Genomic DNA, 19,602 nt, shown 5'->3' on the forward strand with positions numbered 1-19,602 from the left:
CTGAAGCGAGCCGCGCCCACCGAAGCCGCCGTCACCAGCACAATCGCTATGGCGGCGCGCAGTTCAAGCTGCTCGTGCAGCAAGACAATGCCCACCAGCGCCGCGATGCCCGGCTCCAGGCTCATCAGCACCCCAAACACCCGCGAGGGCAGGCGTCGCAGCGCTTCCAGTTCCAGCGAATAGGGCAGCACTGAAGAGAGCAGCGCCACGCCTGCGCCCAGCAGCAAAAAATGCCCGTCCAGCAGCACTGTGCCCGCGCCAAAGATGCCTACTGGCACCAGCAGCAGCGCGGCCACGCCCATCGCCAGCGCCGCGTGCATGAGGGGATAGACGAAGTAGATCAGCGCCGTGGCCACCATCGCGGCCACGATCAGCGCCCACTCGTGCACCCGGGCCGCCAGCATCGGCAGCACCACCCGCACCGCCGCCGTGGCCACCGCGAAGCCGCCCAGGATGGTGCCGATCACGGAAGCGGACAGGCCGCGCTCGTGCCCCAGCACCGGCACCACGAAGGTGTGCACATCCCAGGCGGAGGAGAGGAACCAGTTCACCAGCATCAGCCGGCGGAACATGGGCTCGCGCCACAGGTCCCAGGCGCGGCCCGGGCGGCCCGCGCCGGTCGGCTCGGAGGCCGGCAGTTCGCTCGCGCGGTGCACGAAGGCCCAGGTCGCCAACGGCAGCAGCGCGATCATGAAGAAGGCGGCGCGGAAGCCGGCGTGGTCGATCAGCACGCCCGCCGCGAACGGCCCCACGAAGTTGGAGCAGGCCGGCCCGATGGCCAGCCAGGAGAAGGCCTGCTTGCGCTGCACCGGGGTGGATGCGGCGCGGCCCACGTGGCGCTGCAGCGCGATCGCGGCACTGCCCGCTGCCCCGCCGGTGAGCAAGGCGCTGACGCACAGCACCGGAAAGACCGGAAAAGCGAAGGCCAGCGCGCCCGCCACGCCGGCCGCGATGCAGCTGAAGGCCATCGGCCGCCGCAGCCCGTGCCGGTCCGCATAGCGGCCCGCGGGCAGCGCCAGGAACACCTGCGTCAGCGCATAGAGCGCCAGCAGGAAGCCCACCGCGGCCTCGCTGTAGCCCTCGCGCAGGGCAAGCAGTGGCGACGCCATGCGCATGCCCGCCATGGTGGCGTGCAGGAACACCTGGCCGGCGACGAGCCGGGCCAGCTCGCGCCCGGCGATGCCTTCCTCAGCCGCCGCTGTCGTCACCGGGTTCTTCGCCGAGCGGAAGCAGCGCCTGCGCCTGCGCCTCGGGCAGCGCCTCCACCACCTTGAGCGCGCGGCGCATCTGCTTGGTGCGGGTGTCGGCCTTGTCGAGGGTGTCGGCGGCCTTCTGCACCTGCTCCTTGATGCGCGCCACCCATTCGCCGTAGCGCTCGAATTCGGTCTTGACTGCGCCCAGCACCTTCCACACCTCGGAGGCCTGCTGCTCCAGCGCCAGCGTGCGGAAGCCCATGTGCAGGCTGTTCAACATCGCCAGCAGCGTGGTGGGGCCCGCCAGCGTGACGCGGTAGTCGCGCTGGATGCGGTCCATCAACCCCGGGCGGCGCAGCACCTCGGCGTAGAGGCTCTCGATCGGCAGGAACAGGATCGCGAAGTCGGTGGTCTGCGGCGGACAGAGGTAGTTCTCGCAGATGCTGCGCGCCTCCTCGCGGATGCGCACTTCGAGCGCGCGGCCGGCGCTCTCGATGCCGGCCTGGTCGGCGCGGTCGTGCGCCTCCAGCAGGCGCTCGTAGTCCTCGCGCGGGAACTTGGCGTCGATCGGCAGCCACACCGGCGCGCCGTCGGCGCTGCGGCCGGGGAAGCGCACCGCGAAGTCCACCCGCTGGTTGCTGCGCGGCTTGGTCTCCACCTGCTTGCCGTACTGCTCGGGGGTGAGCACCTGTTCCAGCAGCGCCTCGAGCTGCACCTCGCCGAACATGCCGCGCGTCTTCACGTTGGTCAGCACGCGCTGCAGGTCGCCCACGCCCTGCGCCAGCGTCTGCATCTGGCCGAGGCCGTGGTGCACCTGTTCCAGCCGCTCCGCCACCTGGCGGAAGCTCTCGCCCAGGCGCGCTTCCAGCGTGGACTGCAGCTTCTCGTCGACGGTCTTGCGCATCTCGTCGAGCTTGGCCGCGTTGGTCTGCTGCAAGGTGGCGAGCTGGCTCTCCAGCGTCTGCCGCACTTCGGCCAGGCGGCGCACGTTGGATTCGCTCAATGCCGTGAGCTGGCCCGCGAGCGTGTCGTTGAGCGTCTTCTGCAGCAGCGCGAGCTGCTGCGCGAAGGCGTCGATCTGCGTGTTCTGCGTGCGCGTGGCCTCGGCGGCCTGGCGCACCACGGCCTCCTGGAACGTGGCCAGGGTCTGCATCAGCTCACCGCGGGTGCCGCGGGCACTCTCGCTGATCTCGCGCCGCAGTTCGCGCTCCAGCCGTTCGTTGGCCGCCAGCAGTTCGGCGCGGCCGGTGTCGGGGGCCGGCGGCTTGCGCAGCAGCAGCACCAGCAACAACAGGACGCTGGCGGCTGCCAGCGCCATCAGGATCCAGATTTCCACTAGGCGAGTACTTCGGGGTTGAGAGGCGTCCGCGGCTTGCCGTGCACGAGGAAGTCGATCAGGTTGTCGGCCGCGAGATCGGCCATCGCGCGCCGCGTCTTGACGGTGGCGCTGGCGATGTGGGGCGTGAGCACCACGTTGGGCACCGTGAGCAGGTCCGGGTGCACCTTCGGCTCGCCCTCGTACACGTCGAGACCTGCCGCGGCGATGCGCTGGTCGCGCAGTGCCTGCGCCAGCGCCGCGTCGTCGACGATGCCGCCGCGGGCGATGTTGACCAGGGTGGCGGTCGGCTTCATCTGCGCCAGTTCGGCCGCGCCGATGGCGTGGTGCGATTCGGCCGAATACGGCAGCACCAGAACGAGGTGGTCGGCGGTCCGCAGCAGTTCGTCCTTGCCCACGTAGCGCGCCTTGCAGGCGGCCTCCAGCTCGGGCGCGAGGCGCGAGCGGTTGTGGTAGATCACGTCCATGCCGAAGCCGTGGGCGCCGCGCTTCGCGATGCCCTGGCCGATGCGGCCCATGCCGAGGATGCCCAGCGTGCTGCCGTGCACCTCGGCGCCGGCGAACATGTCGAAGCTCCACTTGTTCCACTTGCCGGCACGCAGGAAATGCTCGCTCTCGGCGATGCGGCGGGCCGTGGCCATCAGCAGGGCGAAGCCGAAGTCGGCGGTGGTCTCCGTCAGCACGTCGGGCGTGTTGGTGGCCACCACCTTGCGCGCCGTCATGGCCGGCACGTCGAAGTTGTTGAAGCCGACGGCCATGTTGGCCACGATCTTCAGCTGCGGGCAGGCGGCCAGCACCTCGGCGTCGATGCGCTCGCTGCCGGTGGTGAAGGCGCCGGCCTTGTCCTGCAGGCGCGCGATCAGCTCCTGCTTCGTGAAGACCGTGTCGGCCTGGTTGGACTCGATCTCGAAATGCCGTTCGAGCTTGCTCAGGGTCTCCGGGAACACGGCCCGGGCGACGAGGATGCGGGGTTTGGCGCTCATGGTTTCTGGGGCAGGGTCTGGACGGGGGCGGGCGATTCCACCGACGGGGCGGAGGGCTTGCCGGCATGGCCTTCCGGGTCCCAGCCGACCAGCACCATCAGCACGGCGAAGCCGAGCACGTAGCCTACCGCCACGTGCCAGCCGCCGCGCAGCCAGGCGCCGACCGAGCGCCCCTCGGGGTACATGTTGCACAGGGCCACGCCGGCGGAGGAACCGAACCAGATCATGGAGCCGCCGAAGCCCACCGCGTAGGCGAGGAAGCCCCAGTCGTAGCCGCCCTGGCGCAGCGCCAGCGCGGTCAGCGGGATGTTGTCGAACACGGCGCTCACGAAGCCCAGGCCCAGCGCCGTGGGCCAGGAGGCGGCGGGCAGCGCCTTCACCGGCATCATCGCCGCGCACATCACGAGCGAGAGCAGGAAGATGCTGCCGCGCAGCGCACCGGGCAGCAGGCTCCAGGTGGGCTTGCGCACGGGCGTGGAGAGCAGCAGCGCGGCCCACACCGCCAGGCCGATCAGCGGCCAGTCGTTCAGCAGTTGCGGGTTGTGCAGGTTCAGGTAGACGTTGGTGGAGATGGCGGCCAGCAGCATGAAGGCCACCACGCCGAGCCGGCCGAAATCGAGCCGTACGTCGCGCGGGTTGTCCTTCAGGATCGGCTGGTGGGCCTGCTGCTGGCGCGCCGCGACGATGCCGAAGAACAGGATCGCCGTCGCCGCGCCGACATAGGCCTCGAACACCTGGCCCGGGCCCACGCCGGCGATCCACATCATCGTGGTGGTGGTGTCGCCCACCACGCTGCCGGCACCGCCCGCGTTGCTGGCGGCGACGATGGCCGCGAGGTAGCCGACGTGCACCCGGCCCTTGTACAGCACGTGCGCCATGGCGCCGCCGCTCATGGCCGCGGCGATGTTGTCCAGGAAGCTGGAGATCACCGCGATCATCACCAGCAGGAAGAAGCCGCCCTTCCAGTCGTCCGGCAGGATCCGCGGCAGCAGGTCGGTGGCGTGGCTGCGCTCGAAGTGGTCCGCCAGCAGCGCGAATCCGAGCAGCAGCCCGAGCAGGTTGCCGAGCGTCACCCATTCGTGGTGCAGCATCTGCACGAAGCCGGCCACGCCAGGCGTGCCGGCGAAATCGCCGAACAGGATCTTGTAGGCGGCGATGGCCACCATGCCCCAGAAGGCGACCCGCAGCGTGTGGTGGTGGAACACGGCGACGCCGAGGAGGACCAGGGCGAACAGGAGGAAGTCCAGGGGAATGCCGGCCACGGTCACGGATGCGTCTCCACTCTTCTTGTTGGCGTGAAGGGGCGATTATGGCCGCAGCCCGGCCATGACCCCGGACGCATTGCCGCACCGTGTGGATGCGGCACGACGGCGGCATGCCCCTGCCCGCGCCTAGCGCAGCGCCGCGAGCACTTCCTGCAGCCGCGGCGGCAGCGGCGCCGGCCGGCGCGTGGCGCGGTCCACGTACACGTGCACGAAGTGGCCCTTGGCCACCGTGAGCGGCTCGCCGGCGAGGAACAGCCCGATCTCGTAGCGCACGCTGGAACTCCCGACGTGCGCCACCCGCAGGCCGCCTTCCACCACCTGCGGGAATTCCACCGGCGCGAAGTAGTTGCACTGCGTCTCGACCACCAGGCCGATGGTCTCGCCGTGCTGCACGTCGAGCGCGCCCTGCTCGATCAGGTGCGCGTTGACCACGGTATCGAACCAGCTGTAGTAGACGACGTTGTTCACGTGGCCGTAGGCATCGTTGTCCATCCAGCGGGTGGGAATGGCGCGGAAGGCCTTGTAGCCGGAGCGTCCTTCGGGCTGCGGCTTGCGGAAGGGTTCTTTCATCGCGCGCGATTCTGCCAGCGGCGCGCATAGCCTGCCGCGACGGCGAAGGTATTGACCTGCGCCTGTACGGTGTCCTCGATGCGGTGGCCGTAGCCGCCGGCCATGGCGAAGGCCAGCGGCACGCCGCGCTGCCAGGCCCAGTCGAACACGCGCCGGTCGCGCGCCTCCAGGCCGTTCCAGGTGAGCTTGAGCCGGCCCAGGCGGTCGCCCTCGTGCGGGTCGGCGCCGGCGAGGTAGATCACCAGGTGCGGATCGAAGCGCTGCGACAGCTCCTCCAGCGCGCGCTCGAGCGCCTGCAGGTAGGCCTCGTCGCCGGTGCCATCGGGCAGGTCGACGTCGAGGTCGCTCGCTTCCTTGCGGAAGGGAAAGTTCTTCTGCCCGTGCAGCGACAGCGTGAAGACGCTGGGGTCCCCGCGGAAGATGTGCGCCGTGCCGTTGCCCTGGTGCACGTCGAGGTCGACGATCGCCACGCGCAGCGGCCGGCGCGCCTCGGCCTGCACCAGCCGCGTGGCGACGGCGGCGTCATTGAAGACGCAGAAGCCGCCGCCGCGATCGGGATAGGCGTGGTGGGTGCCGCCGGCGAGGTTGGCGGCAATGCCCTCTTGCAGCGCAGTGCGGCAGGCGGCGATGGTGGCGCCGACGGAGCGCCGGGCCCGTTCGGCCATCGCGGGGCTCCAGGGAAAGCCGATCTCCCGCATCAGCCTGGGCTCGATCGAGCCGTCGGCGATCGCCTGGATGTAGCCGGGCGTGTGCACCAGCGCCAGCTGGCCGTCGGTGGCCGGCTCGGCGGGCTGGAGCGCGATGGCGGGCAGTTCCGCGGCAAGGCGGTCGCGCAGCAGCCGGTACTTGGCCATGGGAAAGCGGTGCCCGGGCGGCAGGGGCAGCACGAACTGGTCGGCATGGAAGGCCTGCATCGGCGCCATTGTCCGGGTCGTCGGGCCGCGGCGGAGAAGGGCGGACTGTGGCGCGGCGGCACGGAATTAGGGAACGCGGTCTAATCTTTTGCTGCATCGCAACAAAAAGGGCTTGCAATGCCGTCCGGCCCCCCTATACTTCTCTCCATGCTGCACTGCACCATGACGTGGGAAGCAAAAGCCCCGGCTTCAGCGCAGTTGGAAGAAGTACCGCCTCAACCCACTCACTGACATTCGGAGAAATCACAATGCTGACCGCTGAGCAACTGCTGGCCGCCCAGAAGGCGAACGTCGAAACCCTGTTCGGCCTGACCACCAAGGCCTTCGAAGGCGTCGAGAAGCTCGTCGAGCTGAACGTCACCGCGTCCAAGGCCGCGCTGGCCGAAGCCGCCGAGACCGCCCAATCCATGCTGAACGTCAAGGACGCGCAGGAACTGCTGGCCCTGCAGGCCGCCCTGTTCCAGCCCCTGGCCGAGAAGACCGCTGCCTACAGCCGCCACCTGTACGACATCACCTCCACCGCCGGTGCCGAGTTCAGCAAGACCTTCGAGAACCAGGTCGCCGATGCGCAGAAGAAGTTCCTGGCCGTGGTCGACAACGCCGCCAAGAACGCCCCGGCCGGTTCCGAGACCGCCGTCGCCGTGTTCAAGAGCGCCGTCGCCGCCGGCAACAACGCGCTCGAGTCCGTGCAGAAGGCCGTGAAGCAGGCTGCCGACGTGGCCGAAGCCAACTTCAACGCGGTGGCCAACACGGCCGTGAACGCCACCAAGACCGGCGCCAAGGCCAAGCGCGCCTGAGCTTGAAATCCGGGTTCCCGCCAGCACTTTTTGTGGAGCGGGAACTCTACCGACAAGACCGCGTTCGTCGGATACTGTGATCCAGCGAACGCAAGTTCTTCAAAGGTTGTCTCCTCGGGTCCTTTCGACACCTCACAGGTTCAGGGATCCATTAGCCCCAGTCGCAAGACTGGGGCTTTTTTCTTGACGCCCTCGGGGCGAGGGAGCGCAGCGACGCTCGCCCCCGTCGCAAGACTGGGGCTTTTTTCTTTCAAGGCGCATGCGCCTTCGCCTCCAGCGCCGCGCGCAGCTGCGGCAGCGCCGCCTGCATCGCCGCCCGCCCGGCCTCGATCGCGCGCCGCTTGCCCGCGAAATCGGCGCTGCTCATGCCGCGCAGCGCTGGCCGCACCACCACGTCGGCATCGCGCAGCTCCCAGGTGTTGATGCTCTTGCCCATGATGGCGAAGGTCTGCAGCAGGATCTGCAGCGGGTCGCCCGAAGGATTGCCCTCGGGCGCGCTGGAGATGTCCACCGCGATCACCAGCTCCGCGCCCATCTCGCGCGCGTAGCGCACCGGCACGGGCGAGACCAGCCCACCGTCCACGTACTCCCGGGTACCGATCTTCACCGGCAGGAACACCGCCGGCACCGCGCTGGAGGCGCGCACCGCGGTACCCGTGTCGCCGCGGCGGAACAGCACGCCCTGGCCCGTATTCAGGTCGGTTGCCACGATGCCGAGCGGCAGCGCCATGTTCTCGATCAGGCGATGCGCCACCTGCGTGTTGACGTAGCGCGCGAGCGCCTCGCCGCGCAGCACACCGCGGCTGAAGATCGGCAGCGTCCAGTCCGCGAACGCCGCCTCGTCCATCGCCATCGCCGTGGCCTGCAACTGCTGGCCGCCGCGCCCGCTCGCATAGAGCGCCGCCACCAGGCTGCCGGCCGACGTGCCCACCACGAGGTCGGGCCGGATGCCAGCCTCCTCCAGCACCTCGATCACGCCGACGTGCGCGAAACCGCGGGCCGCGCCGCCGCCGAGCGCCAGCCCCACCTTCGGCGGGACCTTGTGCACCACGGCCGGCGGCTGCGCGGGCGTCACCGCCACCGGCGGCGGCTTCGTCCCCGCGCAGCCCGCGACGAACACGGCCACCAGGACCCATTTGAGCTGGATCAAGCTTTGCTCAAATCGATTGAGAATGATTCGCGTTTGACCTATCATCGGCGCCAACCGTAACCCAGAACATTCCCCGAAAGGAAACCCCCGCCATGATCTCCAAGGCCGCAGGCATTGCCACGCTGCTCGTCGCCGCTGCCACGTCCGCGGGCGCGCAGGAACAGGTGCTCAACCTCTACTCGGCCCGCCACTACCCGACCGACGAGGCGCTGTACGGCAACTTCACCAAGGCCACGGGCATCAAGATCAACCGCGTCGATGCGGACGACGCCGGTATTCTGGCCCGCCTGAAGGCGGAGGGCGCCGCATCGCCCGCCGACGTGATCCTGCTGGTCGATGCCGCGCGCCTGTACAAGGGCGAGGTCGACGGCCTGTTCAGGCCAATCAAGTCCAAGGTGCTGGAGGATGCGATCCCGGCCCAGTACCGCTCCGCGTCCAGTGCCGAAGGCACGACCTGGTTCGGCTTCTCCACCCGCGCCCGCGTGATCGTCTACGACAAGGCGAAGGTCAAGCGCGAGGACGTGGACACCTACGAGGAACTCGCCGACCCGAAGAACAAGGGCAAGGTCTGCCTGCGCTCCGGCTCGCATCCCTACAACCTGTCGCTGTTCGGCGCCGTCACCGAGCACCTCGGCGAGCAGAAGGCCGAAGCCTGGCTGAAGGGCATCGTCGACAACATGGCCCGCGCACCCAAGGGCGGCGACACCGACCAGATCAAGGCCGTCGGCTCCGGCGAATGCCAGGTCGCCGTCAGCAACAGCTACTACGTGGCCCGCCTGATGCGCTCCGAGGCCGCGGCCGACAAGGCGCTGATGGAAAAGGTCGGCGTGGTGTTCCCGAACCAGAGCTCCTGGGGCACGCACGTCAACATCGCCGGCGGCGCCGTGGCGAAGAACAGCAAGAACACGGCCAACGCGATCAAGTTCCTCGAATACCTGTCCAGCCCCGAGGCGCAGAACCACTTCGCCAACGGCAACAACGAGTGGCCCACCGCCCGCGGCGTGAAGGTGAACAACCCCGCGCTCACCGCGCTCGGCGGCGGCGACTTCAAGGCCGAGACCATCCCGCTGGCCAAGGTCGGCGCCAACCAGGTCAAGGTGCAGCAGATGCTGGACCGCGTCGGCTTCAAGTAAAGGCTTCTTCGTCCTCCCCGCGCAGACGGGGATCCGGTCTCCCCCTCCTTCTCAGCCCTCCTCAGCCCGCCGCCCCCGCGGGCTTTTTTTTCGCCTTCCTCCATAATTGACGTTTACGTCAACGTCAGGACAGGAGAGCGCATGGAGATCCAGGGCAAGGCATTCATCGTCACCGGCGGCGCGTCGGGGCTGGGCGAAGGCACCGCCCGCATGCTGGCCGCGGCCGGCGGCAAGGTGGTGATCGCCGACATGCAGGTCGAGAAGGGCGAAGCCGTGGCCCGCGAGATCGGCGCCACCTTCGTCAAGTGCGACGTGACGCAGGAGGCCGACGGCCAGGCCGTGGTCGCGAAGGCGGTCTCCCTCGGCAAGCTGATGGGCCTGGTCAACTGCGCCGGCATCGCTCCCGCCGAGCGCACCGTCGGCAAGAGCGGGCCGCACAAGTTCGACGTGTTCACGCGCACGATCATGGTGAACCTGGTGGGCAGCTTCAACATGATCCGGCTCGCGGCCGACGCGATGGCGAAGAACGAGCCCGAGCCCACCGGCGAGCGCGGCTGCCTGATCTCCACCGCCTCGGTCGCAGCCTACGACGGCCAGATCGGCCAGGCGGCGTACAGCGCCTCCAAGGGCGGCGTGGTCGGCATGACGCTGCCGATCGCGCGCGACCTGGCGCGCAGCGGCATCCGCAACATGACGATCGCGCCCGGCATCTTCGGCACGCCCATGCTGTTCGGCATGCCCAAGGAAGTGCAGGACGCGCTGGCCGCCAGCGTGCCCTTCCCCTCGCGCCTGGGCACGCCCGAGGACTACGCGAAGCTCGCCAAACACATCTTCGAGAACGACATGCTCAACGGTGAGGTGATCCGCCTCGACGGCGCGATCCGGCTGGCGCCGAAGTAAGCCGGCGCGCGGCGCCGCCGCTCCGCGCTGCGGGCCGCGCAACCCGCGCGCGGACAAGCCCTGCCACGGGCGCACCGCACGCCCTACAGTGCGCGGATGCGCCGCCCCTTCCTCTCCTGGCTGGCCGCCGCCAGCCTGCTGGCCGCCTGCGCCAGCGCGCCCTCCGACTTCACCTACACCGTCCCGCAGCAGCCGGAGGCCGCCTCCGGCTTGACGGCCAAGCCCGGTTGGGCGACCACGAAGTTCGCGGTGGCGGCCGCCAATCCGCTCGCTACCGATGCCGGCTACCGGGTGCTCAAGGCGGGCGGCTCCGCGGTGGATGCGGCCATCGCCGTGCAGATGGTGCTGGCGCTAGTGGAGCCACAGTCCAGCGGCATCGGCGGCGGCACCTTCCTGCTGCACTTCGACGGCCGCGAGGTCGAAGCCTTCGACGGCCGCGAGACCGCGCCGGCGGCCGCCGACGAGCGACTCTTCCTCGGCGCCGACGGCAAGCCGCTCGCCTTCTACGACGCCGTCGTGGGTGGCCGCGCCGTCGGCGTGCCCGGCACGCTCCGCGTGCTGGAGATGGCGCACCGCCAATACGGCAAGCTGCCCTGGGCCACGCTGTTCCAGCCCGCCATCACGCTGGCCGAGAAGGGCTTTCGCGTCAGCCCGCGCCTGAACACCCTCTTGAAGAACGAGGCGCACCTGGCCAAGGACGCCACCGCGCGCGCGTACTTCTTCCAGGCCAACGGCGAACCCGTCGCCGTCGGCAGCACCCTGCGCAACCCCGAGCTCGCGGCGGTGCTGAGCCGCGTCGCCAGCGAAGGCGCGCGCGCGTTCTATGAAGGCGAGATCGCGCAGGCCATCGTCGACAAGGTCCGGCGGCATCCCTCGAATCCCGGCCGGCTCGCGCTGGCCGACCTCGCGGCCTACCAGCCGAAGAAGCGGGCGCCGATCTGCCACGACTACGCCGCGCGCGGGCGCGACTGGCGCATCTGCGGCTTCCCGCCACCGAGCTCCGGCGCCATCGCCATCGGCCAGATCCTCGGCATCCTGAACCACACCGACGCCGCCTCGCTGCCGCTGCAAGGCGGCCTGCCCTCGGCCGACTGGCTGCATCTCTACACCGAGGCCGCGCGCCTGGCCTTCGCCGACCGCGGCCAGTACCTGGCCGATCCCGACTTCGTGCAGCCGCCGGCGGGCCGCTGGACCAGCCTGCTCGATCCGGCCTACCTCGCTGCGCGCGCGCGCCTGATCGGCGAGCGCAGCATGAAGACCGCCCAACCCGGCACGCCCGGCGAGCGCACGAGCCGCTACGCGCCGGCGCCGGAGCAGGTGGAACACGGCACCTCGCACATCAGCATCGTGGACCCGTACGGGAACGCCGTGGCGATGACCACCACCATCGAGGACCAGTTCGGCGCCCGCCAGATGGTGCGCGGCTTCCTGTTGAACAACGAGCTCACCGATTTCAGCTTCGCGCCCGCCGACGCGCAGGGACGCCCGATCGCCAACCGGGTGCAGCCCGGCAAGCGGCCGCGCTCCTCGATGGCGCCGACCCTGGTGTTCGACAAGGCGACCGGCCAGCTCGTGGCCAGCGCCGGCAGCCCGGGCGGCGCGCTGATCATCCACTACACGGCCAAGACGCTCTACGGGATGCTGAACTGGGGCCTGGACGCGCAGCAGGCCATCGACCTGCCCAACTTCGGCTCCACCAACGGCCCCACGCTGCTGGAGCAGGGCCGCTTCCCGCCCGCCGTGGTGCATGCCCTGCAGGCGCGCGGCCACGAAGTCCGCGAGCTGGACATGACCAGCGGCCTGCAGGCCATCCAGCGCACGCCCACCGGCTGGTTCGGTGGTGCCGACCCGCGACGGGAAGGCGTGGTGATGGGGGACTAGCAGCCGGCTGACCGGCGACCAGGGATACCTAGTGCGTGACGGTCCCGGCCTGTTGCGCCGCCGCCGTTTCCCTGCGCTCGATGCGTTCGTATTCCGAGATCACCTGGGCGCCGAACAGCAGCAGCGTGGCCCCGATCTCCAGGCTGAACAGCACCACGATGGCGGTGGTCAGCGAGCCGTACACCACGTTCACCTGCGACAGGGTCGCGAAGTACCACACCAGCACGCGCCGCGTGATCTCCCACAGCAGGGTGGCGGTGATGCCCCCCAGCAGCGCGTGGCGCCACCAGAGCCGCCCGACGGGCATCACCATGTAGATCGAGGTGAGCAGGAACACCTCGCCGACGATGCCCAGCAAATACAGCAGCACGCCCGAGACGCCGTGCAGCGACCAGTCCTGCCCGAGGAAATGCACGCTGTCCTCGCCGATCGCCTGGATGCTGCCGGCCACCAGCGTGACCACGAGCAGGCCGAAGCCGAGCGTCACGATGTAGCAGTAGGGCAGCAGCGCCGAGACCACGAAGCGGCGCTTGCGGATGGCGAAGCGGTGCAGGAAGATCACGGCCATCGCCTTCTCCAGCACGGTGAAGGCGAGCGAGCTGAAGAACAGCATCGTGGCCAGCAGCACCCAGCCGATGAATTCCCGGTGCAGGACGAAGTTGTTCAGCTCGGTGACGACGGCCTGCGACTGGCCCGGCATCAGCCATTCGAGGTAGCGCCCGAGCGTCTGCAGCAGCTCGCGCTGGTCGACGAAGTGCGACAGCGCGATCACGGTCAGGATCAGCAGCGGCACCACGGAGAGCAGCGCGTAGTACGCCACCGCGCCGGCCAGCAGCAGGCCCTGGTTGCTCTTGAAGCCCTTGAGCACGCGCCGGAGGAACTCGCCGGGATGGGCGGCCACGTACGCGGCAGCAGGGCTCAGCACAGGCATGGCGGCGAGTATGCCGCCGCGCAGGGGATTCGGGGGCCGGCCCTCACCCCTGCCCTCTCCCGCAAGCGGGAGAGGGAGAAAGGCCGTCAGACGTCGATCGCCGTGGCCGAGCCGGCCTTGCGCCGCAGTTCGAACTTCTGGATCTTGCCGGTCGAGGTCTTGGGCAGCTCGCCGAACACGATCGCCTTCGGCACCTTGAAGCCCGCCAGGTGCTTCTTGCAGTGCGCCACCAGGTCCTCCGGCGTCACCGTCGCGCCCGGCTTGATCTCCACGAACGCGCAAGGCGTCTCGCCCCACTTCGGGTCCGGCTTGGCGACCACGGCGGCGGCGAGCACGGCCGGATGCCGGTACAGCACGTCCTCCACCTCGATCGAGGAGATGTTCTCGCCGCCCGAGATGATGATGTCCTTGCTGCGGTCCTTGATCTTGATGTAGCCGTCCGGGTACTGCACCGCCAGGTCGCCGGTGTGGTACCAGCCGCCCGCGAACGCCTCCTGCGTGGCCTTGGCGTTCTTCAGGTAGCCCTTCATCGTGATGTTGCCGCGGAACATGATCTCGCCCATGGTCTCGCCGTCCCAGGGCACCGGTTCCAGGGTCATCGGGTCCAGCACGCGGGCGGCGCGCTGCAGGTGGTAGCGCACGCCCTGGCGCGCGTTCAGCCGCGCCCGCTCGCCGATGTCCACGCCTTCCCATTCCTCGTGCTTGGCGCAGACGGTGGCGGGGCCGTAGACCTCGGTGAGCCCGTAGACGTGCGTCAGGTCGAAGCCCAGGGTCTCCATGCCTTCGATCAGCGCGGCCGGCGGCGCCGCGCCCGCCACCATCGCCTTGACGCCGCGCGGCAGGCCCTGCTTCATCTCCGCCGGCGCGTTGACCAGCAGGCCGTGCACGATCGGGGCGCCGCAGTAGTGCGTGACGCCGTGCTCGCGGATGGCGTCGATCATCGCCTTCGCCTCCACCCGCCGCAGGCAGACGTTGACGCCCGCCCGCGCGGCGATGGTCCAGGGGAAGCACCAGCCGTTGCAGTGGAACATGGGCAGCGTCCACATGTAGACCGCGTGCTTGGGCAGGTCCCACTCGAGGATGTTGGAGATCGCGTTGATCGCCGCGCCGCGGTGGTGGTAGACCACGCCCTTGGGGTTGCCGGTGGTGCCGCTGGTGTAGTTCAGCGCGATGGCGTCCCATTCGTCGCCCGGCAGCTCCCAGGCGAACGCCGGGTCGCCGCCGGCCAGGAAGTCCTCGTAGGTGGTGCTGCCGATGCGCTGCGCCGGGCCGGCGAAGAGCGCGTCCTCGACGTCGATCACCAGCAGCGGCCGGCCGCCTTCCTTGCGCAGCGCGAGCGCCTTCTGCATCACGGGCGCGAACTCGGGATCGACGATCACCGCCCGCGCCTCGCCGTGTTCCAGCATGAAGGCGATGGCCTCGGGATCGAGCCGGGTGTTGAGCGTGTTGAGCACCGCGCCCGCCATCGGGACGCCGAAGTGCGCCTCCACCATGGGCGGCGTGTTGGGCAGCATCACGGCCACCGTGTCGCCCTTGCCGAGCCCGGCGCGCTGCAGCGCGCTGGCCAGGCGGCGGCAGCGCTCGTAGGTCTGCAGCCAGGTGCGGCGCAGCGAACCGTGCACGATCGCCGTGCGTTGCGGATAAACCTCCGCCGCGCGCTCCAGGAACGAGAGCGGCGACAGCGGCGCGAAGTTGGCCGCATTGCGCGGCAGGTCCTGGTCGAAAATGCTGGACATGACCCTTCTCCGATGGTTGTGAGCCCTGGGGCGGGCCGGCACCGAGGTTAGCCCCGATCCGGCTCCAAGCACAATGCACAGGTAGAAGTCCCCAGCCCCATGGCCATTCCCCAGAATTTCATCCAGGACCTGCTCTCGCGCGCCGACATCGTGGAGATCGTCGGCCGCCACGTGCAGCTGAAGAAGGGCGGGGCGAACTACCTGGGGCTGTGCCCCTTCCACGGCGAGAAGACCCCCTCCTTCACCGTGAGCCCGGCCAAGCAGTTCTATCACTGCTTCGGTTGCGGCAAGCACGGTAACGCCATCGGCTTTCTGATGGATTACGGGGCGATGAATTTCGTCGAGGCGGTGAAGGACCTCGCCGGGCAGTACGGCCTGCAGGTGCCGGAGGACGAGCGTTCGCCGGAGGACCGGGCCCGCGCGGCGCAGCAGCGCGAGCGGCAGCAGACCCTCACCGACGTGCTGGAGAAAGCCGGCGCCGCCTACCGCAAGCACCTGCGCAGCGCGCCGCGCGCCATCGCCTACTTCAAGGGCCGCGGCGTCTCCGGCGAGATCGCCAGGCAGTTCGGCCTCGGCTACGCGCCGGAGGGCTGGCGCACCCTGGCCAGCGTGTTCCCGAACTACGACGACCCGCTGCTGGCCGAAAGCGGGCTGGTGATCGTCAACGAGGAAGAGGACAAGCGCTACGACCGCTTCCGCGACCGGGTGATGTTCCCGATCCGCAACGTCAAGGGCGAGTGCATCGGCTTCGGCGGCCGGGTGCTGGGCGATGGCACCCCCAAGTACCTCAATTCGCCCGAGACGCCGGTCTTCAGCAAGGGCCGCGAGCTCTATGGCCTGTTCGAGGCCCGCAGTGCCATCCACGAACAGGGCTTCGTGCTGGTGACCGAGGGCTACATGGACGTGGTGGCGCTGGCCCAGCTGGGCTTCCCCAATGCCGTCGCCACCCTGGGCACGGCCTGCACCACCGACCACGTCCAGAAGCTGTTCCGCTTCACCGACCACGTGGTCTTCAGCTTCGACGGCGACGCCGCCGGCAGGCGCGCGGCCCGCAAGGCCCTGGACGGCGCCCTGCCCTACGCGCAGGACACCCGCACGGTGAAGTTCCTGTTCCTGCCGCCGGAACACGACCCGGACAGCTACATCCGCGCCCACGGCCAGGAGGCCTTCGCCCGCTTCGTGCGCCAGGCCGTGCCGCTTTCGACCTTCCTGCTGGAGGCGGCCGCCGAGGACTGCGACCTTGCAACGGCGGAGGGCCGCTCCCATATGGTCAGCAACGCCGGGCCGTTGTGGAAGCAGCTGCCGGACGGGGCGCTGAAGCGCCAGCTGCTGGGGGAGATCGCCGAGCGGGCCCAGCTCGGGCCGCAGGAACTGCTGGAACTCTGGGGCGTCGCCGAGCGCAGGGGCGGCGAGCGCCAGCGCCGCCGCGGCAGCGCCGACGCGCCTTACCGCAAGCGGGCCTACGGCGCGGGCCAGCGCCATGCGGTGAAGCCGCCGGCCATCGCCTTCGCCGAACAGGTGGCGCTGATGGTCCTGCGCAACACGGGCACCTGGCACGCGCTGACCGACGCCGACCACCACCTCCTGTGCGAGCTGCCGGCGCCCGTCGGCGACCTGTTCTCCTGGATCGACACCCGGTTCCACGAGCACGGGGGCGAGCCCTGGGCCGTGCTGCAGCTGGCGCTGGAGGGGCAGCCGTTCGCGGAGCTGGCCAACCGGCTGGTCGACCTGGACAACATGCAGCCGATCGGCCGGGCGGTGGAAGTGGTGGATTTCGGCGAGCGCGACCTGCGCCGGGCGCTGGCGGAAATCCAGCTGGACGCCCTCAATGGCGAGGAGGAGCGGGTGCTGAAGCTGCCCGCCTCCGACCCTTCGCGCACCGAGCAGCTTTACGACATCACCCGCCGCAAGCAGGCCCTGTTGAAGCTGAGCCGCAACGTCCCGGCTTGAAATTCCGGCACTTTGGTATAATTTAGGGTTTGCTAGCGGCAAGAGCGACAGCAGCACCTCCGGACCGGCCAGCGCTTCGAGAAGCGTCCCCCACAGCGGGCCCAGGCCACCCCACCGCAAGGACTGCACCCCAAATGTTCGCCCACCCATCTTGCCCGCCGGAGAGGCCGAGGTCGGCCTCGGTCCGTCCCCGCGCCGGGATTCGCGGCGCTGTTTAAGTAGCTGCTGTACGCATTCGAGGTCTCATGCCCGTTCAAAAGTCCGCGAAGCCCGTTGTTGTTGGGAAACCCGACGACCGAAAGACACTCAAACCCACATCCCAGACCGCCGCCAAGGCCCAGCTGAAAGTCGTCAAGAGCGATTCGAAGCCGGATCCGAAGTCCGCAACGAAAGTAGCCCAACCCGTGCCCACCAAGTCGTCCGCCAAGGCCGAAAAGGCCCCCGCCAAGGAAGAAACCAAGAAGACCGTCAAGGCCGTTGCGGCCGAAGAGCCGGCCAAGAAGAAGCCGGGCCGGCCGCCCAAGGCGACGGCCGAGGTCGACACGCCGCCCAAGGCCACCGGCGGCGCCAAGCGGGGCCGCAAGCCCAAGGCCGCCGAGCCCAAGGCCGCGGCCGAGGACGACGAGGACCTGGGCGACGTCGAGGCCGATTTCGAGGACAGCGAACCCGCCGTCGAGGAGCCGGTGGCGGCCGTCGAGAAGGCCAAGCCGCTGCGCATGAAGATCAGCAAGGCGAAGGAACGCGCCTTGATGAAGGAATTCGGCCTGGACGAGACCGTCCTGACCGAAGAGGAAATGCTCAAGCGCCGCCAGCGCTTGAAGATGCTGATCAAGCTGGGCAAGACGCGCGGCTACCTGACGCACGCCGAGATCTCCGACCACCTGCCCGACAAGCTGGTGGACGCCGAGACGCTGGAAGTCGTCGTCTCGATGCTCAACGACATGGGCGTGGCCGTCTACGAACAGACGCCCGACGCCGAGACGCTGCTGCTCACGAACACCGGCCCGACCGCCGCCACCGAGGAGGAAGCGGAGGAGGAAGCCGAAGCCGCCCTGTCCACCGTCGACAGCGAATTCGGCCGCACGACCGACCCGGTGCGCATGTACATGCGCGAGATGGGCACGGTGGAACTGCTCACGCGCGAGGGCGAGATCGAGATCGCCAAGCGCATCGAGGGCGGCCTGCAGGCGATGATGGAAGCCATCTCCGCCTCGCCCGCCACGATCCACGAGATCCTGAAGATGGCCGGCGAGATCCGCGAGGGCAAGCTGGTGATCTCCACCATCGTCGACGGCTTCTCCAACCCGAACGAGGCCGACGACTACGTCGCCGAGGAAGACTTCGACGAGTTCGATGCCGACGACGACGACGACGGCTCCGGCGGCTCCAAGGCGCTGACCAAGAAGCTCGAGGAGCTGAAGGCCGCCGCGCTCGAGAAGTTCGACCGGATCGCCGAGCTGTTCGAGAAGGTGCACAAGGTCTACGAGAAGGAAGGCTGGGGCACGCCGCACTACCACAAGGCGCAGCACGCCCTGTCCGAGGAGCTGATGACCATCCGCTTCACGGCCAAGACGATCGAGAAGCTGTGCGACATGGTGCGCTCGCAGGTCGACGACATCCGCAAGAAGGAACGCGAGCTGCGCCGCATCATCGTGGACAAGTGCGGCATGCCGCAGGAAACCTTCGTCAAGGAGTTCCCGCCCAACCTGCTGAACCTGCGCTGGGTGGAGAAGCAGGCCACCCTGGGCAAGCCGTGGAGCGCCGTCATCCAGCGCAACATCCCGGCCATCCAGGAGCTGCAGCAGAAGCTGATCGACCTGCAGTCCAACGTGGTCGTGCCGCTGCACGAGCTCAAGGAGATCAATCGCCGCATGAACGAGGGCGAGGCCTCGTCGCGCGAAGCGAAGAAGGAGATGATCGAGGCCAACCTGCGCCTCGTGATCTCGATCGCCAAGAAGTACACCAACCGCGGCCTGCAGTTCCTGGACCTGATCCAGGAAGGCAACATCGGCCTGATGAAGGCGGTGGACAAGTTCGAATACCGCCGCGGCTACAAATTCTCGACCTATGCCACCTGGTGGATCCGGCAGGCCATCACGCGCTCGATCGCGGACCAGGCCCGCACGATCCGCATCCCGGTGCACATGATCGAGACGATCAACAAGATGAACCGCATCTCGCGCCAGCACCTGCAGGAGTTCGGCTTCGAGCCGGACGCCAGCATCCTGGCGGCCAAGATGGAGATCCCGGAAGACAAGATCCGCAAGATCATGAAGATCGCCAAGGAGCCGATCTCCATGGAGACGCCGATCGGCGACGACGACGATTCCCACCTGGGCGATTTCATCGAGGACACCGGCAACACCGCGCCGATCGAGGCCGCCATGCAGGCGGGCCTGCGCGACGTGGTGAAGGACATCCTCGATTCGCTGACCCCGCGCGAGGCCAAGGTGCTGCGCATGCGCTTCGGCATCGAGATGAGCACGGACCACACGCTGGAGGAAGTCGGCAAGCAGTTCGACGTCACCCGCGAGCGGATCCGCCAGATCGAGGCCAAGGCGCTGCGCAAGCTCAAGCACCCGAGCCGTTCGGACAAGCTGCGGTCGTTCATCGATACGCTCTGACCCGTCCGGTCGTTCCCGCGCAGGCGGGAACCCAGGGCATCCAAGCGGCCTGCGGGCCGCTTTCTTTTTGGCGAGGCGGGCCTTCCCGTAGGCTGGGGCGGCGCCAGCCGCCGAAGGTGAGCCCTGCGAACCCCAGCGCCTGCGGAGCAGCCTACGCCCGCGCGCTCCGGGCCAATGCCGCGAGCTCCTGCGGTCCCTCCGGCCGCACCGCAATCGGCGTCACCGCGGCACTCGCCGCC

15 protein-coding genes are annotated in these 19,602 nt (G+C 69.0%); 6 read left to right on the forward strand and 9 right to left on the reverse strand.

Going from position 1 to position 19,602, the window contains the following annotated elements; all coding sequences use genetic code 11:
- From VFM98_RS22155 to VFM98_RS22180, 6 genes are all read right to left on the reverse strand, one after another.
- On the reverse strand, positions 1 to 1,115 hold a 1,115-nt coding region (locus tag VFM98_RS22155), incomplete at its 3' end, for an MFS transporter (RefSeq protein WP_414709065.1).
- 73 nt (positions 1,116 to 1,188) lie between these two features.
- Positions 1,189 to 2,511 carry a DNA recombination protein RmuC gene (locus VFM98_RS22160; protein WP_325112071.1) on the reverse strand — a complete coding sequence of 441 codons (1,323 nt, stop codon included), beginning with the start codon at positions 2,509 to 2,511 and terminating at the stop codon, positions 1,189 to 1,191.
- 17 nt (positions 2,512 to 2,528) lie between these two features.
- Positions 2,529 to 3,512, reverse strand: a complete 984-nt coding sequence (locus tag VFM98_RS22165; protein ID WP_325112058.1) for a D-glycerate dehydrogenase — start codon at positions 3,510 to 3,512, stop codon at positions 2,529 to 2,531.
- Positions 3,509 to 4,780, reverse strand: coding sequence for a citrate transporter (locus VFM98_RS22170; RefSeq protein ID WP_325112059.1), 1,272 nt, complete (start codon positions 4,778 to 4,780; stop codon positions 3,509 to 3,511). The genes VFM98_RS22165 and VFM98_RS22170 overlap by 4 nt, the downstream gene beginning before the upstream one ends.
- A 123-nt stretch (positions 4,781 to 4,903) precedes the next feature.
- Positions 4,904 to 5,347, reverse strand: a complete 444-nt coding sequence (locus tag VFM98_RS22175) for a thioesterase family protein (RefSeq protein WP_325112060.1) — start codon at positions 5,345 to 5,347, stop codon at positions 4,904 to 4,906.
- Positions 5,344 to 6,261: a histone deacetylase gene (locus VFM98_RS22180; protein ID WP_325112061.1), complete on the reverse strand. Its 918-nt coding sequence runs from the start codon at positions 6,259 to 6,261 to the stop codon at positions 5,344 to 5,346. Before VFM98_RS22180 ends, VFM98_RS22175 begins: the two co-directional genes overlap by 4 nt.
- Before the next feature lie 248 nt (positions 6,262 to 6,509).
- On the opposite strand from VFM98_RS22180, the gene VFM98_RS22185 reads away from it, so the two are divergent.
- Positions 6,510 to 7,058 carry a phasin family protein gene (locus VFM98_RS22185; RefSeq protein WP_325112062.1) on the forward strand — a complete coding sequence of 183 codons (549 nt, stop codon included), beginning with the start codon at positions 6,510 to 6,512 and terminating at the stop codon, positions 7,056 to 7,058.
- 250 nt (positions 7,059 to 7,308) lie between these two features.
- Here VFM98_RS22185 and VFM98_RS22190 read toward each other — a convergent pair whose 3' ends face one another.
- Positions 7,309 to 8,205: a patatin-like phospholipase family protein gene (locus tag VFM98_RS22190; protein WP_414709066.1), complete on the reverse strand. Its 897-nt coding sequence runs from the start codon at positions 8,203 to 8,205 to the stop codon at positions 7,309 to 7,311.
- Positions 8,206 to 8,300: 95 nt separating this feature from the next.
- Here VFM98_RS22190 and VFM98_RS22195 point away from each other — a divergent pair, with 95 nt between their 5' ends.
- From VFM98_RS22195 to ggt, 3 genes are all read left to right on the forward strand, one after another.
- Positions 8,301 to 9,341 carry an extracellular solute-binding protein gene (locus VFM98_RS22195; protein ID WP_325112063.1) on the forward strand — a complete coding sequence of 347 codons (1,041 nt, stop codon included), beginning with the start codon at positions 8,301 to 8,303 and terminating at the stop codon, positions 9,339 to 9,341.
- Positions 9,342 to 9,482: 141 nt separating this feature from the next.
- Complete coding sequence (locus tag VFM98_RS22200) at positions 9,483 to 10,241, forward strand: 3-hydroxyacyl-CoA dehydrogenase (protein WP_325112064.1); 759 nt, start codon at positions 9,483 to 9,485, stop codon at positions 10,239 to 10,241.
- A 96-nt stretch (positions 10,242 to 10,337) separates the two neighbouring features.
- Positions 10,338 to 12,122 carry a gamma-glutamyltransferase gene (gene ggt / locus VFM98_RS22205; RefSeq protein WP_325112065.1) on the forward strand — a complete coding sequence of 595 codons (1,785 nt, stop codon included), beginning with the start codon at positions 10,338 to 10,340 and terminating at the stop codon, positions 12,120 to 12,122.
- A 28-nt stretch (positions 12,123 to 12,150) separates the two neighbouring features.
- Here the strand turns inward: ggt and VFM98_RS22210 are convergent, their stop codons facing one another.
- Complete coding sequence (locus tag VFM98_RS22210) at positions 12,151 to 13,053, reverse strand: YihY/virulence factor BrkB family protein (protein ID WP_325112066.1); 903 nt, start codon at positions 13,051 to 13,053, stop codon at positions 12,151 to 12,153.
- 86 nt (positions 13,054 to 13,139) lie between these two features.
- Entirely contained in the window at positions 13,140 to 14,789 is a 1,650-nt protein-coding gene (locus VFM98_RS22215) for an acyl-CoA synthetase (protein ID WP_325112067.1), read from the reverse strand.
- A gap of 99 nt (positions 14,790 to 14,888) precedes the next feature.
- Between VFM98_RS22215 and dnaG the strand changes: the two genes are divergently transcribed.
- Both dnaG and rpoD read left to right on the forward strand, forming a co-directional pair.
- Positions 14,889 to 16,739, forward strand: a complete 1,851-nt coding sequence (gene dnaG / locus VFM98_RS22220; RefSeq protein WP_325112068.1) for a DNA primase — start codon at positions 14,889 to 14,891, stop codon at positions 16,737 to 16,739.
- Between the two features lie 245 nt (positions 16,740 to 16,984).
- Positions 16,985 to 19,363, forward strand: a complete 2,379-nt coding sequence (rpoD, locus tag VFM98_RS22225; RefSeq protein ID WP_325112069.1) for an RNA polymerase sigma factor RpoD — start codon at positions 16,985 to 16,987, stop codon at positions 19,361 to 19,363.
- Positions 19,364 to 19,602 lie beyond the last annotated feature (239 nt).

This window comes from Ramlibacter sp., assembly GCF_035706265.1.
Taxonomy (GTDB): Bacteria; Pseudomonadota; Gammaproteobacteria; order Burkholderiales; family Burkholderiaceae_C; genus Ramlibacter.